Here is a 14,784-nt window from a genome sequence, read left to right as displayed (position 1 = left end):
GGCTGAGTTCAGCTTGGACTTGGGACTGAGAGAGTCTTCCGCAAGCGTTACCCACTGCGATGCGGCGCATGGCCTTGTGGAAATCATAGCCTCCACTTCCGCCCGCGAGGCGCTTGCGGATCACCGAGTCTCGAGGTTTGGGGTTTAGTGCGAGTAACTTGAGATATGCAGACGTTCCAAAATTTAGCATCGAATTCTCCATTGATGCTGATGAACCGCATCGACTCTGAAATCCGACTCTCCGTATAGTCACCTTGTCACAGGAGGAGTGTCGAACTCTTTCGCCCCGCAGCGGCTTAGCTGATTGCGGTATCCAAAGCCGATCCATCTGGGTCGGCTTTGGTGTTTGAAGTGACGTCACATAAAGACATCGTTATGTGGTTTCCTGTTTTGTTCTCTTTTGCACTTTCGGCCCGATCTTGCGACCGGGCCGATTCACTAACTCTCTGATTTCAAATGCTTATCACGAGCACCCGCTCGTCGCGCCGCACGTGTCGCACTTCTCGCAGGTGCCGTTGCGCACCATGGTGAAGTTCTGGCACTCCGAGCAGGAGTTGCCGGTGTAGCCTTGCAGCAGCGACTTGGCGCGGCGGTCGGCGGCGAGCTTCTTGGCGTCGGCTGCCTCCCTGGCGGCGGCGTCGGTGAACAGCGCCGAGGTGGTGTCGGATGCCTGGTCGGCGCTTTCCTCGACGGCGATGTCTTCGGCCAGTTCCTTGGCGCGCTCTTCATAGTCGCGCTTGTAGGCGGTCGATTCATCGGCCGAGGGGCGCAGAGCCGTGGCGGAAGCCGTCGCCAGCGCCAGCACGTTGGAGCCGGAGAAGGCGGTGGGTGCCGCGCGGGCAGGGGCGGCCGGGCTCTGGCCGGCAAAACCCTTGGGTTCGGCTGCCCCCATGCCCGACACCAGCTTCACCGGCGAGGCGCCACGATAGAGACCCTTGGAGAAGGGGGTCGTCTTGCCTTCGGTGATGCCCTTGCCCAGCGAGGTCTTGTCGAGGTCCGACTGGTCGACATGGGCGAGGTCGTGCCGCGACAGATAGGAGACGGCGAGCTCGCGGAACACATAGTCGAGGATCGAGGTGGCGTTCTTGATGGCGTCGTTGCCGACGACCATGCCGGCCGGCTCGAACTTGGTGAAGGTGAAGGCCTCGACATATTCGTCCAGCGGCACGCCATATTGCAGGCCGAGCGAAATCGCGATGGCGAAGTTGTTCATCATGGCGCGGAAGGCGGCACCTTCCTTGTGCATGTCGATGAAGATCTCGCCGAGGCGACCGTCGTCGAACTCGCCGGTGCGCAGATAAACCTTGTGGCCGCCGACGACCGCCTTCTGGGTGTAGCCCTTGCGGCGGTTCGGCAGCTTCTCGCGGTCGCGGTAGAGGCGTTCGATGACGCGCTCGACGATCTTCTCCGTCACCTGCACCGCCTTGGCGGCGGCGGGGGCGGCGATCAGCGCCTCGACGGCGTCGTCCTCGTCCTCGTCGTCATCGGCGATCAGCGAGGCGTTGAGCGGCTGCGACAGCTTGGAGCCGTCGCGGTAGAGGGCGTTCGCCTTCAATGCCAGCTTCCACGACAGCATGTAGGCGCTCTTGGCGTCCTCGACGGTCGCCTCGTTCGGCATGTTGATGGTCTTGGAGATGGCGCCCGAGATGAAGGGCTGGGCGGCGGCCATCATGCGGATGTGGCTTTCCACCGACAGATAGCGCTTGCCGATCTTGCCGCAGGGATTGGCGCAGTCGAACACCGCATAATGCTCGGTCTTCAGGAAGGGCGCGCCTTCCAGCGTCATCGCACCGCAGACATGGACGTTGGCGGCCTCGATCTCCTTCCGGGAGAAGCCCAGCGCCGGCAGCATCTCGAAGGAGAAGTCGCCGAGCTGCTCGTCGGTGAAGCCGAAGGTTTCCTTCACCCAGTCGGCGCCGAGCGTCCACTGGTTGAAGACGAACTTGATGTCGAAGGCGCTCTTCAGCGCGGCGTTGACGGCCTCGATCTTGGCGTCGGTGAAGCCCTTGGCCTTCAGCGTCGACGGGTTGATGCCGGGCGCCTGGTTGAGATTGCCATGGCCGACGGCATAGGCGTCGATCTCGGCGATCTGGCTTTCGGAATAGCCGAGCGTGCGCAGCGCTTCCGGAACAGCGGCGTTGATGATCTTGAAATAGCCGCCGCCGGCCAGTTTCTTGAACTTCACCAGCGCGAAATCGGGCTCGATGCCGGTGGTGTCGCAATCCATGACCAGGCCGATCGTGCCGGTGGGCGCGATCACGGTTGCCTGTGCGTTGCGGTAGCCGTGCTCCTCGCCGAGCTCGATGGCGTGGTCCCAGGCGGCCTTGGCGTGCTGGCCGAGCTCGACCTGCTTCAGGTCGGCATGGACCAGCGGCACCGGGTCGACCGCCAGCTTCTCGTAGCCGGCCTTGTCGCCATAGGCGGCGCGGCGGTGGTTGCGCATGACGCGCAGCATGTTGACGGCGTTGCGGTCATAGTCCGGGAAGGCGCCGAGCTCGCGGGCCATTTCGGCGGAGGTGGCATAGGCGACGCCGGTCATGATGGCGGTCAGCGCTGCGCAGATGGCGCGGCCTTCGGCCGAGTCATAGGGAATGCCGGAGGTCATCAGCAGGCCGCCGATATTGGCGTAGCCGAGGCCGAGCGTGCGGTATTCGTAGGAAAGCTTGGCGATCTCCTTGGACGGGAACTGCGCCATCATCACCGAGATTTCGAGCACGATGGTCCACAGGCGGGCGGTGTGCTCATAGGCCTCGATGTCGATCGAGCTGTCAGCCCTGCGGTAGGGCAGAAGGTTGATCGAGGCGAGATTGCAGGCCGTGTCGTCGAGGAACATGTATTCCGAGCACGGGTTCGAGGCGCGGATGGCGCCGGCCGAAGCGCAGGTGTGCCAGTCGTTCATCGTGGTGTTGAAGTGCAGGCCGGGATCGGCCGAAGCCCAGGCAGCGTAGCCGATCTTCTCCCAGAGATCGCGGGCCTTCAGCGTCTTCAGGACCTTGCCGTCCTTGCGGGCGGTCAGGTGCCAGTCGCTGTCCTGCTCGACGGCGCGCAGGAAGTCGTCCTTCAGCGAGACGGAATTGTTCGAGTTCTGGCCGGAGACGGTGAGGTAGGCCTCCGAATCCCAGTCGGTGTCATAGGTCTTGAAGTCGAGCGCGGTGTAGCCCTGGCGCGCGAACTGGATGACGCGCTGGATGTAGTTCTCCGGCACGGCGTTCTTCTTGGCGGCCTTGATCTCGCGCTTCAGCGCCGTGTTGACGGCGGGATCGAAGCAGTCGTCATCCTGGCCTTCGCAGTTGACGCAGGCGCGCATGATCGCGTCGAGGTGCTTCTTGACGATCTTGGAACCGGCGACCAGCGAGGCCACCTTCTGCTCTTCCTTGACCTTCCAGTCGATGAAGGCCTCGATATCGGGATGGTCGGCGTCGACGATGACCATCTTGGCGGCGCGGCGCGTGGTGCCGCCCGACTTGATGGCGCCGGCGGCGCGGTCGCCGATCTTGAGGAAGGACATCAGGCCCGACGACTTGCCGCCGCCCGACAGCTTTTCGCCCTCGCCACGCAGATAGGAGAAGTTCGAGCCGGTGCCCGAGCCGTATTTGAACAGGCGCGCCTCGCGCACCCACAGGTCCATGATGCCGCCCTCGTTGACGAGGTCGTCGCCGACGGACTGGATGAAGCAGGCATGCGGCTGCGGGTGTTCGTAGGCCGACTTCGACTTGGTCAGCTTGCCGGTGAAGGGGTCGACATAATAGTGGCCCTGGCCGGGGCCATCGATGCCGTAGGCCCAGTGCAGGCCGGTGTTGAACCACTGCGGCGAATTCGGCGCCACGCGCTGGGTGGCGAGCATATAGGCGAGTTCGTCACGGAAGGCGGAGGCATCTTCCTCCGAAGCGAAATAGCCGCCCTTCCAGCCCCAATAGGTCCAGGTGCCGGCAAGACGGTCGAAGACCTGGCGGGCGTCGCGCTCGGAACCGTAGCGCTCGCTTTCCGGCAGCTTTTCGAGTTCGGCCTCGTCGGCGATGGAGCGCCACAGGAAGGAAGGAACGTCGTTTTCCTCGACCTTCTTCAGGCGCGCGGGCACGCCGGCCTTGCGGAAATACTTCTGCGCCAGAATGTCGGCCGCGACCTGGGAGAACTGCGAGGGCACGTCAATGCCGTCGAGGCGGAACACCACGGAGCCGTCGGGGTTCTTGATTTCCGAAAGCGCCTTGCGGAATTCGATCTCCGCATAGGCCGATTGTCCCTGCTTGGTGAAACGCCGCTCGATGCGCATCGTCGTGGTCCCTTTTCATCTATATATAGCGCTTTTCGCGGGAGATTTCCCGATCCCTTTCGAAAAGCGCACGTCCCAGCTCTCCGGCCGCCTCGCAACAGCCGGGGTTCCTCTCCGCGCCCTGTCGCCGCCTTGCTGCCTGAAGCCTCTTGCGAAACCCTGTTCAGCCTGTCGACGGACCCGCGCGGGTCCCTCAAATTCGAAAAAATCTCGATTCCCTCACTGGAGGGAAATTCACATTATCTAGGGCTGATCATGGCTGCAAACACTAAATATAGTGTTAACAGGTCATTTATTCCAGCCGTAAAAGTCTCCTTTTCGGTGCTTCCCGCCCGGCAAACGTCACGCCTCCGCCGGCCTGGTGGGTAAGGCGGAATACGAGCGAAAACGCACAAGATCCTGGGAAAAAGACCGGCCTCGAAACTTTCCGGCCGCGCCCGAAACACGAGCGCATGGCTTATAAAAGTCGACTCGCCCCGACCCGTCAAGGATTCGTTTTTGTAGATTTTGTGACCCCAACATATTGTGTGTCACATATGTGGATAATGGGGAGAAAACCGCCCGGCTAACGACGGGCCTTGTCAGGAATTTGTCGCTGACGGCTTGCGTGTTTCGTACGCGTGCGTAAAAGAGGCGCGGGGGAATATGGCTGAGAGTGGCAGCCGTCACACATTGGGGTGACAGTTGAAGGCCTATTTTGTCCGCAAGTCCGTCGACTGCGAAGTCGTCGGGTTTTTTGTCGCCCCTTCCTTGGTGTTGCTTGCCGCGCTTGTCGACGAATGCTGCGACCCGGCGATTTGCGACTATGCGCCGGCGCCGATGGGCGGCCTGCTTGTTCCCGGCTCCACGCAGACACAATGGCCGCTGGCCGAGGACGGAACGGAAACCGGCCTCGAGGACGCTGCCCTTTCCCAGCAATGGGACGACGAATTGCGCGAGGGCGGCGAACTGGAATGGAAGCCGCTGAAGCCGGCTGCGCTGAAATTGATTCGCGAATGGTCCGGCAAAAGCGCTTCATCGCAGGATGCCGCGCCAAAGCGCGCGACGCCGGACAAGGTCGCTTAGTCCCGGTTGTAAGGTTGGCTTCAGGCGGAGTAGGAAACGCCGCGATATCGCATGCCTAGCTGCACCGCGCCCACGATGGCGCGCGACAGCATTTCCATGTCGACCGGCATGTGCGGACGCCATACGTCGAGAAGAAGCGCGACACGCGGCTTGTCCGACAGGTTCATCACCTCATGCGGATAGGTGTCGTCCCACAACATGCATTCGCCATCCGAGATGCGGTGTTCCTCGTCGTCGATCATCATGATCGTCGCCGGCCGTCCGTCGGGCAGGCTCGGGATCTGCAGGCCGAGATGGAAACGCATGATGCCGCGGAACGGGCCGCGATGGCGCGGTATGTGCTTGTGGGGCGCGAGGAACGAGATCGCAGCCGACTTCACTTCGGGGCATTCGCCGAGGATGCGGGCCAGCACCGGCATGCGGGCGACATTCTCCGGCACGGCGACGTCATAGGCCTTGAGCACGAACATGCGCCAGTCGAGCCCGTCATTGGCCGAGATGTCGGCCTGTTCGGGCATGATCTCATGGAAACGCGGCACCTTGTCGATGCGCACCGCCAGCGCCTCGTCGCGGATCGCCTGCCATTCGGCGGTGAATTTTTGAGCGTCGGGGAATTCGGTGGCGGCGTCGAGGATGGGAGGTGCGTCGATCCGGCGTTCGTAGATGCGCCGCACCAGGCCCGATGCACTGTCGTAGAAGGACACCGCCATCTCCCATCCGAGACAAGGACGACGATAAACTCCGCAGGCGTGAAGTGGTTCCCTCAGCACATGGGACGCCAGCCGCGATCAACGGCAGGTCGCAGGCGGCTGTCGCGATGCAATCAGGCGGCGAAGCGCTGCGGGTCGGTGCCGAAATAGGCGATGATCTGGCCGAGGTCGGGTTCGTTGACCATGCGTGTGGCCTGCGCCGGGGTGACCCATTTGCGTTCGCGCTGATGGCACTCCTTCCACTTGTCGGCGATGGTGTCGACAAGCAGCGGGAAGACCAGCACCTCGCACGGCACCTGCTGGCCCGTGGAAAGCGCCTTGGCATAAAAATAACGTCCGGCCTCGATGGTCGAGACCTTGCCGGTCAGCCCGGCTTCCTCGCCGGCCTCGCGGGCTGCCGCCTCGCAGAGCGGCTCGCGCGCTTCCGGCCAGCCCTTCGGCAGCACCCAGCGGCCGGTGTCGCGGCTGGTGATCAGCATCACTTCCAGCGTCCCGTCATTCTGCCGCCAGGGCAGGGCCGCCACCTGCAGGCGCAACGGCGCCTTGCCGAACAGCTTGCGCACACGTTCGGTGATATGGTCTTGAGAGAGGGGCCCGTTCAACATTCGAAAATCGCCGCAAGAAATCGAAACTTCTTCGCTGTTTCACGAAATATGGGCGCTATTTTCCGAAACAAAAGTAAAAACTTCACAGATGTTTCCGGAAACCGCCCGAAATCTGGAAAAAGTTGTGAAATGCTGGCGGAAAAACAGATGCGGATGCCTTGCCGGCCGCTTTCGCATTGCGTTTCGACAGGCGCGCGCAAGCGCTGATTCGAGCCCGAACCCGAAACCGGACAATTTTCGAAGATCGGGGTCGTCGGTGCCGGTCAGCCGGCGTGGTCGTCGGCGATCGGCTTCTGGTAGGTGAAGCCCATGTCCCAGGGGAAATAGATCCAGGTGTCCTGGCTGACCTCGGTGACGAAGGTGTCGACCAGCGGCCGGCCTTTCGGCTTGGCATAGACGGTGGCGAAATGCGCCTTCGGCATCATGGCGCGCACCACGCCGGCGGTTTTGCCGGTGTCGGTGAGGTCGTCGATGATCAGGATGCCGACGCCTTCGTCGGCCAGCAGCGAGGGCTCGATGTGCTTCAGCACCTGCATCTGACCCTGCGAGGTGTAGTCGTGGTAGGAGGCGACGCACACCGTCTCGATGATGCGGATGCCGAGTTCGCGCGAAATGATCGCCGCCGGCACCAGCCCGCCGCGCGTGATGCAGACGATCGCCTTCCATTGCCCGTTGACGCCGGACAGCCGCCAGGCAAGCGCGCGCGCGTCGCGGTGGAACTGGTCCCAGGAAACGGGAAAGGCCTTTTCGGGAAGGGACATGGCTCGCACTCCGCAAGCGCGCCGACCGCGCGCAGAAATCAAGGAATGCGGGCGGAATTAGCCGGAAAGCCGCGTGCTTGGCAAGGGCTTGCGGAATTGTCCTTCGGTCCGGGCCGAGGATATCCACCACCCTCGGCCGTTCATCGTCTTCAACAACCCGCGGGGGCCAGCCGTTTCAGCGCGACAGGAAGGCGGTGACCGGGGAGGAGCGCAGCACCGTACGCGTCACGCCGCCATAAAGCAGCCGGTGCAGCCAGGAATGGCTGTAGGCGCCGACGACGATCATGTCGGCGCCGGTCTCGACCAGGCGGTTTTGCACGGCATCCTCGATCGTGCCGCCCTTGGACTGGCGGATTGCCACGGAAGCCTTGACGCCATGGCGCGACAGTGCCGCCGCGATGCCGGCGCCGCCCGCATCGTCCTCGTCGCCATCCTCGCCGGGGTCGACCACGAAGATTTCGACCTTCTCGGCCCCGATCATGAAGGGCAGGGCGTCGAAGGCGGCGCGCGCCGCCTCGCGACTGCCGTTCCAGGCCAGCATGACATGGCGGAAACTGGCGGCCGCCGGCCCCGCATGCGGCACCACCAGCACCGGGCGTCCGGCGTCGTAGATCAGCGAACCGATATCAGCGTTGGAATCGCCGCCGGCGTCGCGCTGCGCCGCCACCACCAGGTCGGCGGCGCGCACGCTGGACAGGCTGGACAGCGCGCTGTCGCCGGAGAAAGTCTCCTGCGCACGCCATTCGAAGGAGAGGCCGGAGGGCTGCAGGCGCTTCTGGAAGATCGCCTTCAGCTTGGCCGAGCGTTCCTTGTTGAGGTCGGCCGAGACCTGCAGGAACTCGGTGTCTGGAAAACCTGTCGCGGATGTATAGGGCATCGGCAGCGCCTCGGCATGCACGCCGATGACATGGGCGCCGAAGCGGGAGGCAAGCGCGATGGCGCCGTCGAGCACCCGCTCGGCATCCTGCTCATTCTGAACGATGGCGACGATGGTCTTGAACGTCATCAAACCCTCCTGCCTGCATTCTCTGATCGCACTGTAGCCGCCACCGCGGCGGCATAACAGCGACATCTCGGATAATGATAAAACGTGGAGGATTGGGACAGGTTCCGCCCGTCAGCCCTCGGCGACGAGCCCGGCGACCATGGCTTCGACCTCGGCGCGCGCGGCTTCCAGCGCTTCGGCCGAGCGGGCGCGCACCACCAGTTCCGTCCAGAACGACCCGTCGGCATATTTCGGATAGGAGCCGATGATGGTGTCGGGATGCGCCTTCTGGATCGCCGCCAGCGGTTCGCCGATGCGGCCTTCGCCAAACGGGCATTGCACGGTGGCGGAAAGCAGCTTGGTGCCGGTCTTCAGCGTCGGCATGACATTGTCCAGCATCGCCTGGAAGATCGACGGCACGCCGGCCATGACATGGACGTTGCCAATGCGGAAGCCAGGCGCGACCGAGACGGGATTGTCGATATGCTCGGCGCCGCGCGGCATGCGGGCCATGCGCTTGCGCGCGTCGTTGAATTCGATGCCGCGCTTCTCATAGCTGGCGGCGAGCAGCGTCAGCGCCTTGGCGTCGTATTCGCAAGGCACCCCAAAAGCCTTGGAAACGGAATCGGCGGTGATGTCGTCATGGGTCGGGCCGATGCCGCCGGTGGTGAACACATAGGTGTAGCGGGCGCGCAGCGCGTTGACGGCGGCGGCGATCTCGTCCTCCTCGTCCGGCACGACGCGCACTTCCTTCAGGTCGATGCCGATCGCCGTCATCATGTCGGCCAGATGGCCGATGTTCTTGTCCTTGGTGCGGCCGGACAGGATTTCGTCGCCGATGACGATCATGGCGGCAGTGACGATATCTGGCATGGCTGGCTCCGAGGGCAGGGACGCAGTCGAATACCGCGCCGCACGGATGCGGGCAATGCTCCTGAAACAGTGAACAGTGCGTATCGGCATTGCAGTCTTCCGGTGAACGATCAGGGCCCTATTTTGCCGCGCGGCGGGACGCTTCCAGTCCCGACAATCCATCATCAAGGAGACACTGCATGGCGAAGGTCCTGGTCCTTTATTATTCGAGCTGGGGGCATATGGAGCAGATGGCGCGGGCCGCTGCCGAGGGCGCGCGCGAGGGCGGCGCCGAGGTGACGGTGAAGCGCGTGCCCGAGCTGGTGCCCGAAGACGTTGCCAAGGCCGCCTTCTACAAGCTCGACCAGGACGCGCCGGTCGCCGACCCGCTGGAACTCGCCAATTACGATGCCATCATTTTGGGCACCGCCACGCGTTATGGTACCATGGCGGCGCAGATGAAGAATTTCCTCGACCAGACCGGCCCGCTCTGGGCCCAGGGTGCGCTGCTCAACAAGGTCGGCTCGGTCATGGTCTCGACCGCGACCCAGCATGGCGGCGGCGAGCTCGCCCTGATCAACGCGCAGGTCTTCATGCAGCACCAGGGCATGGTGATCGTGCCGCTGTCCTATGCCTATCAGGGCCAGATGGGCATCGACGTGGTGCGCGGTGGCGCGCCCTACGGCATGACCACCACCTCCGACGGCGACGGTTCGCGCCAGCCTTCGGCGCAGGAACTGGAAGGTGCGCATTTCCAGGGCAAGCGCGTCGCCGAAATCGCCAACAAGCTGCACGGCTGAGCGTCTCACGGCCGGTGGCTTGCGACGGGCGGTCCGCAAGGGCCGCCCGTTCCGCTTTGAAAATACCGGAGCGGCGGGCCTTAATATACGTCATTTGCCGTATGCCCTTGAGGCGTGTCCTCCGCTAGCGTGCGGCCGCGGGCTCCGGGGCTTCGGGTGGGGTAACGAGCTTGCCGGAAATCCGGACTGGAAACGGTCCGGATTTTTGTCTTTGGGCCGCATTGGGGCATCAATCGCGCTGCCTCGCCGCGATCGGCACCGTGGCTGTATTTACCTTGTCGCCATCCATTTCCCATTCTCTTAGCCACGCAACATGGCTTGCCTTGACACGGAGCCGGCGGACACGCCGATATGCGGATCGTGTGGATTAGAGGCTGCTGATGTTGCTCACGGTTCTTCTCTGGCTGCTCGCCGCTATCATCTTGGCCGCCGTGGCCGTCGTCGGCTACTTCGTGTTCAAGACGCAGCGCATCGTTGCCTGGGTCGAACGCACCATGCCGCCGGCGGGCAAGTTCATCGAGGTGAAGGGCAACCGCATCCACTATGTCGATATGGGCGAGGGGCCGCCCATCGTGTTCCTGCACGGCCTCGGCGCCCAGCTGCACCATTTCACCGATCCGCTGTTCAAGGTGTTCGGACCTGGCTACCGGCTGATCGCGCTCGACCGGCCGGGCTCGGGCTATTCGACGCGCGCCAGGGGCTCGACCGGGCGCCTGCCGGAGCAGGCCGACATCGTCTGCGCCTTCATGGAACAGCTTGGTCTGGAGAAGCCCGTCATCGTTGGCCATTCGCTGGGCGGATCGGTGGCACTCGCCATCGCCGTCGAACATCCCGAGGCGATTTCCGGTCTCGTGCTTCTGTCAGCGCTCACCCACAAGGAGGTCGAGCTCAGGCCGGAATTCAAGGCGTTGTTCGTCTCCTCGCCGCTGAAGCGGTTTATCCTCGCGCACACCGTCTCGGCGCCCGCCGGGCTGAAATACGGCATGAAGACGATGGGGTTGATCTTCGCGCCGCATCCGGCGCCGAAGAACTACATGACCGACAATGGCGGCTATATCGGGCTGCGGCCCAGCCACTATTACGCCAGCGCCACCGATTTCGCAGTCATCGAGATGGACCTGCCGCGCCTGTCGGAGCGCTACAATGAGATCAAGGTGCCGACCGGCCTTCTGTTCGGTGGCGTCGATCCGATCATCAGGCTCGAAGTGCAGGGCACGCCGGTCAAGGAGAAGATCGCGGGGCTGGATCTGGAGATCGCCGAAGGGCTTGGCCACATGCCGCAATTCGTCGGCCCCGACCAGGTTGCTGCCTTCATTCGCCGCATTGCCGAGCGCGCATTCGCCGGTCGCGCGGCGGCCTGACCGGTCCCGGCCGGTCGATCAGGCGCATCCGTCGTCAGGCGTTGCTGTCGTCCTGCACTTCCGTCTGCGGCCGGTCACGTCCGTCGGCCAGTTCCGAATGCCATTTGCCAGTGGCATCCTCATATTCGATGCCGTCGGTCTGGCCGGCAATCTGCTGTTCCGAGGAGGCGATCTGGGCGGCCTGCAACGCGTCGGAATGGCTCGGGAACGTCTCGGAATAGGTGCCGCCAACCTTGTAGGCCCAGCCGCCGTCATGCTCGACGATCTTGTAGGTCAGCTTCGTCATGAAAACCTCCGGTCAGTTGGCCGCGATCGAAAGCCAACTTCCCGCACTTTCCAGCACTTTCGCGCGGATTTCAACCTTCGGCTGGTTTTGCCGGCGCCATGACGCCCTGTTCAATCGTCGTCCTTGAGCCAGTGTTCCATGGTGGTGACGGCGCGCGCGAGCTGCGGGGCGGGGTGGATCTTCTCGCCCAGCGTCGCCGCCGCGCGCCAGCCCCAGCGCGGATCGGCGAGGAAGGCGCGGCCGAGCGCCACGATGTCGGCCTTGCCTTGCGCCACGATGGTGTTGGCGTAGTCGGGGTCGGTGATGAGGCCTACGGTGCGGGTGGCGATGCCGGTGGCCTTGCGCACCGCTTCGCCCAGATGCACCTGGTAGCCGGCGCCGGTCGGCAGCTTCTGCAGCGGCGAGTTGCCGCCGCTCGAGCAGCACAGATAGGCGACGCCCGCTTGCTTCAGCGTCTTGGCCACCTCGATCGCCTCCGGCACGTCGAAACCTCCATCCACCCACTCCTTCACCGAAAGCCTGGCGCCCAGCATCAGCTTGGGTGCTGCCGCTTTCACCGCCTTGGCGACCTCGACCGCGAAGCGCATGCGGTTTTCCAGCGAACCGCCCCAGCGGTCGGTGCGCCGGTTGGAAAGCGGCGACAGGAACTGGAAGATCAGATAGCCATGGGCGGCGTGCAGCTCGATGAAATCGAAGCCGGCGCGCTCGGCCCGTCGCGCCGCCTCGGCGAAACGCTGGATGACGCCAAGCACCTCGTCTTCGTCCAGCGCATGCGGGACCTGCCAGCCGGTGTCATAGGCTATTGCCGAGGCCGAGACGACCGCCCACGGGTCTTGCCCCGGCATCAGCGGTCCGCCGCCTTCCCAGGGCCGCTGGCAGGACGCCTTGCGGCCGGCATGGGCAAGCTGCACGCCGAACTTGGCGCCGGGCATGGCGACGCGCCTTGCCGCATCGAGCGCCCGCTTGGCGGCGGCCTCGTTGTGGTCGGAATAAAGGCCAAGGCAATTGTGCGAGATGCGGCCGCGCCGTTCGACGTCGGTCATCTCCACCGTGATCATGCCGGCGCCGGACATGGCAAGGTTCATCCAGTGGCAGATGTGCCAGTCGGTGGCGGAGCCGTCATCGGCCGAATACTGGCACATCGGCGCGACCGCGATGCGGTTGGGCAGAACGAGGCCATCGAGCGAAATGGGCTGGAAAAGGGCGGCTGTCATGACATCTCCGGCGTTGTCGCGACCGTTTTCCCACTAAAGGCCGCCGCGCGCCGCGGATCAAGGCCGGCGTGGATTGGCCCAAACACTGCCATGATTGGCACCAAGTCCTGACCTAAGCCCGCACCCGCCATGGCGGGTCGATGCGGTTCTTTCCGGCATGATAGAGGACGATCCTGTTGCCAGCGGGATCGAAGAGTTCCGCTTCCCGCCAAAGCCAGCGCTGGTCCCGGGGCCCGGAGGTGAATGCGAAGCCCAGCGATTTGAAGCGTGCGACCTCGGCGTCGAGATCGTCCATCTCGAAGTAGACGGTCGTTCCGCTTCCCGTGCGTTCGCCCTGATCGACGGAAAATGTACTGTCGCCGTCCGGGCAGAGAAAACGGATGTAGTGCGGCCGGCTGTCGACGACGGGAATGAGCCCGAGCCTGCGGTAAAATTCCCAGGCGGCGTCGAGATCGGGGGCGGTCACGGTGACCTGATTGAGCCGCATCAAAACCTCGCACTTGCATCGCCGCCGCCCGATGAGGCCGGTAGATGTCCTGTTTCCGGCCGCCATCCTTGCGGGCCGCGTCGCCGCGCGCTATCCCAGCGCATCCCCCGAGACGAGGCAAGCATGGACGACCGTATTCGCATTCTTTCGCAGGAAATCCTTTCCGACGACTGGGCCATCCTCAAGAAGACGACCTTCGACTACCGCCGCAGCGACGGCGTGTGGGAGACGCAGGTGCGCCAGACCTACGACCGTGGCGACGGCGCCGCGATCCTGCCCTTCGACCCCGACCGCGGCACCGTGCTTCTGGTGCGCCAGTTCCGCTGGCCGGCCTATGTCACCGGCCACAAGGAACCGCTGATCGAGGCCTGCGCCGGCCTGCTCGACAAGGACGATGCCGAAACCTGCATCCGCAAGGAGGCGGAAGAGGAGCTGGGTTACAGGCTGAACGGGGTGAAGCTGTTGTTCTCCACCTATATGAGCCCCGGCAGCGTCACCGAACGGCTGTGGCTGTTCGCCGGCCGCTACAGCCCGGCCGACCGCATCTCCGCCGGCGGCGGCGCGGCCGACGAGGGCGAGGACATCGAGGTGCTGGAAATGCCGGTCGACGAGGCGATGGCGGCGGTCGCCGACGGCCGCATCATCGACGGCAAGACCATTATTCTCCTGCAGCACCTGAAGCTCAATCCGGCGCTGTTCGGCTGAGGGAAGCGCCGCTTTTCGATAGACGAAACAGCTCACTGGATACCCGGCGTGGGTTGGCGCGAATGCTACAGTTCGCCCTTGCAGCGGCGATTGCGCGCAGCCTCGATGGCCGCGCCTTGCGCCTGCAGGCGTTCGATTTCCGCCGTTCGCCGGTCCTTCAGCAGCGACACCGCCTTCTGCCCGCCCGGCAGCCACAGCGGCACATCGGCGTTCGAGATGGTGCCGCGGCTGAAGGCGTTGCGGGTGACGTCGGTGGCGACGACGCCGAGCGCGGCGTTGAGGCCGCTGCAATCCATCGACGCATATTGCGAGGGATCGACGGATTTCATCGACCCGCAGCCTACCAGAAGGCCGAGCAGAAAGGCGGTTGCCGGGAAACGGAGGCCGATCGCTTTCATGGCGCCAGCCTAGCAAGGCCAGCGGTGAATTGGAACCGGCGGGCGAGGCCGGCATGTTCACGCCTTCCGGGGCGGTTGGGTAGGTCGGTACCCGGTTTCGGATAGCGCGATGTGGCTTGCCTTCTACCGGGACCGGCAGCAACGCTACCCTGCGCACGCTATTTCTTATCAGCCCATCGTTGGCGCTCTGGCCGAATTGACCTGTTCACTTTGACCGGGAAATCCAATCCATCGGGCTGTCCACCGTTCGACGCGACCGAACGGCATGCATCCGCCGCCATAGCT

The 14,784-nt window shown here is 63.9% G+C and carries 14 protein-coding genes; 4 read left to right on the top strand and 10 right to left on the bottom strand.

Annotation, left to right across the window (positions count from 1 at the left end; translation table 11 throughout):
- Positions 1 to 463: 463 nt before the first annotated feature.
- Complete coding sequence (locus FZF13_RS26025) at positions 464 to 4,270, bottom strand: vitamin B12-dependent ribonucleotide reductase (protein WP_024926618.1); 3,807 nt, start codon at positions 4,268 to 4,270, stop codon at positions 464 to 466.
- 684 nt (positions 4,271 to 4,954) lie between these two features.
- On the opposite strand from FZF13_RS26025, the gene FZF13_RS26020 reads away from it, so the two are divergent.
- The gene (locus FZF13_RS26020; RefSeq protein ID WP_024926617.1) at positions 4,955 to 5,335 is read left to right on the top strand and encodes a hypothetical protein; all 381 of its coding nucleotides are present in this window, start codon (positions 4,955 to 4,957) and stop codon (positions 5,333 to 5,335) included.
- A 20-nt stretch (positions 5,336 to 5,355) separates the two neighbouring features.
- Here the strand turns inward: FZF13_RS26020 and FZF13_RS26015 are convergent, their stop codons facing one another.
- The 5 genes from FZF13_RS26015 to FZF13_RS25995 all read right to left on the bottom strand — a co-directional run bounded on the left by FZF13_RS26015 (position 5,356) and on the right by FZF13_RS25995 (position 9,269).
- The gene (locus tag FZF13_RS26015) at positions 5,356 to 6,039 is read right to left on the bottom strand and encodes an aspartyl/asparaginyl beta-hydroxylase domain-containing protein (protein WP_244434274.1); all 684 of its coding nucleotides are present in this window, start codon (positions 6,037 to 6,039) and stop codon (positions 5,356 to 5,358) included.
- Positions 6,040 to 6,158: 119 nt separating this feature from the next.
- On the bottom strand, positions 6,159 to 6,650 hold the full coding sequence (locus FZF13_RS26010) for an NUDIX hydrolase (RefSeq protein ID WP_024926615.1): 492 nt from the start codon (positions 6,648 to 6,650) through the stop codon (positions 6,159 to 6,161).
- Between the two features lie 263 nt (positions 6,651 to 6,913).
- Positions 6,914 to 7,411 (bottom strand): xanthine phosphoribosyltransferase, encoded by a 498-nt coding sequence (gpt, locus tag FZF13_RS26005; RefSeq protein ID WP_024926614.1) that lies wholly within the window; start codon positions 7,409 to 7,411, stop codon positions 6,914 to 6,916.
- A gap of 175 nt (positions 7,412 to 7,586) precedes the next feature.
- A complete protein-coding gene (locus FZF13_RS26000) occupies positions 7,587 to 8,417 on the bottom strand; it encodes a universal stress protein (RefSeq protein ID WP_024926613.1) in 831 nt (276 codons plus the stop codon).
- A gap of 111 nt (positions 8,418 to 8,528) precedes the next feature.
- Complete coding sequence (locus FZF13_RS25995; protein WP_024926612.1) at positions 8,529 to 9,269, bottom strand: competence/damage-inducible protein A; 741 nt, start codon at positions 9,267 to 9,269, stop codon at positions 8,529 to 8,531.
- A 179-nt stretch (positions 9,270 to 9,448) separates the two neighbouring features.
- Here FZF13_RS25995 and wrbA point away from each other — a divergent pair, with 179 nt between their 5' ends.
- On the top strand, positions 9,449 to 10,048 hold the full coding sequence (gene wrbA / locus FZF13_RS25990; protein ID WP_024926611.1) for an NAD(P)H:quinone oxidoreductase type IV: 600 nt from the start codon (positions 9,449 to 9,451) through the stop codon (positions 10,046 to 10,048).
- Positions 10,049 to 10,428: 380 nt separating this feature from the next.
- A complete protein-coding gene (locus FZF13_RS25985; protein ID WP_024926610.1) occupies positions 10,429 to 11,409 on the top strand; it encodes an alpha/beta fold hydrolase in 981 nt (326 codons plus the stop codon).
- 34 nt (positions 11,410 to 11,443) lie between these two features.
- On the opposite strand, the gene FZF13_RS25980 is transcribed toward FZF13_RS25985, so the two are convergent.
- From FZF13_RS25980 to FZF13_RS25970, 3 genes are all read right to left on the bottom strand, one after another.
- Complete coding sequence (locus FZF13_RS25980; RefSeq protein WP_024926609.1) at positions 11,444 to 11,695, bottom strand: DUF2188 domain-containing protein; 252 nt, start codon at positions 11,693 to 11,695, stop codon at positions 11,444 to 11,446.
- Between the two features lie 110 nt (positions 11,696 to 11,805).
- Complete coding sequence (locus FZF13_RS25975; RefSeq protein ID WP_024926608.1) at positions 11,806 to 12,909, bottom strand: NADH:flavin oxidoreductase/NADH oxidase; 1,104 nt, start codon at positions 12,907 to 12,909, stop codon at positions 11,806 to 11,808.
- Positions 12,910 to 13,021: 112 nt separating this feature from the next.
- Positions 13,022 to 13,396: a VOC family protein gene (locus tag FZF13_RS25970; RefSeq protein WP_024926607.1), complete on the bottom strand. Its 375-nt coding sequence runs from the start codon at positions 13,394 to 13,396 to the stop codon at positions 13,022 to 13,024.
- 123 nt (positions 13,397 to 13,519) lie between these two features.
- Between FZF13_RS25970 and FZF13_RS25965 the strand changes: the two genes are divergently transcribed.
- On the top strand, positions 13,520 to 14,101 hold the full coding sequence (locus FZF13_RS25965; protein WP_024926606.1) for an NUDIX domain-containing protein: 582 nt from the start codon (positions 13,520 to 13,522) through the stop codon (positions 14,099 to 14,101).
- Between the two features lie 65 nt (positions 14,102 to 14,166).
- Here FZF13_RS25965 and FZF13_RS25960 read toward each other — a convergent pair whose 3' ends face one another.
- Entirely contained in the window at positions 14,167 to 14,499 is a 333-nt protein-coding gene (locus FZF13_RS25960) for a hypothetical protein (protein WP_024926605.1), read from the bottom strand.
- Positions 14,500 to 14,784: the final 285 nt, after the last annotated feature.

It is taken from the genome of Mesorhizobium terrae, from assembly GCF_008727715.1.
In the GTDB taxonomy this organism is placed as follows: domain Bacteria; phylum Pseudomonadota; class Alphaproteobacteria; order Rhizobiales; family Rhizobiaceae; genus Mesorhizobium; species Mesorhizobium terrae.
Note: the sequence above shows the minus strand (reverse complement) of the source record. Positions and strands in the feature narration are given on the sequence as shown.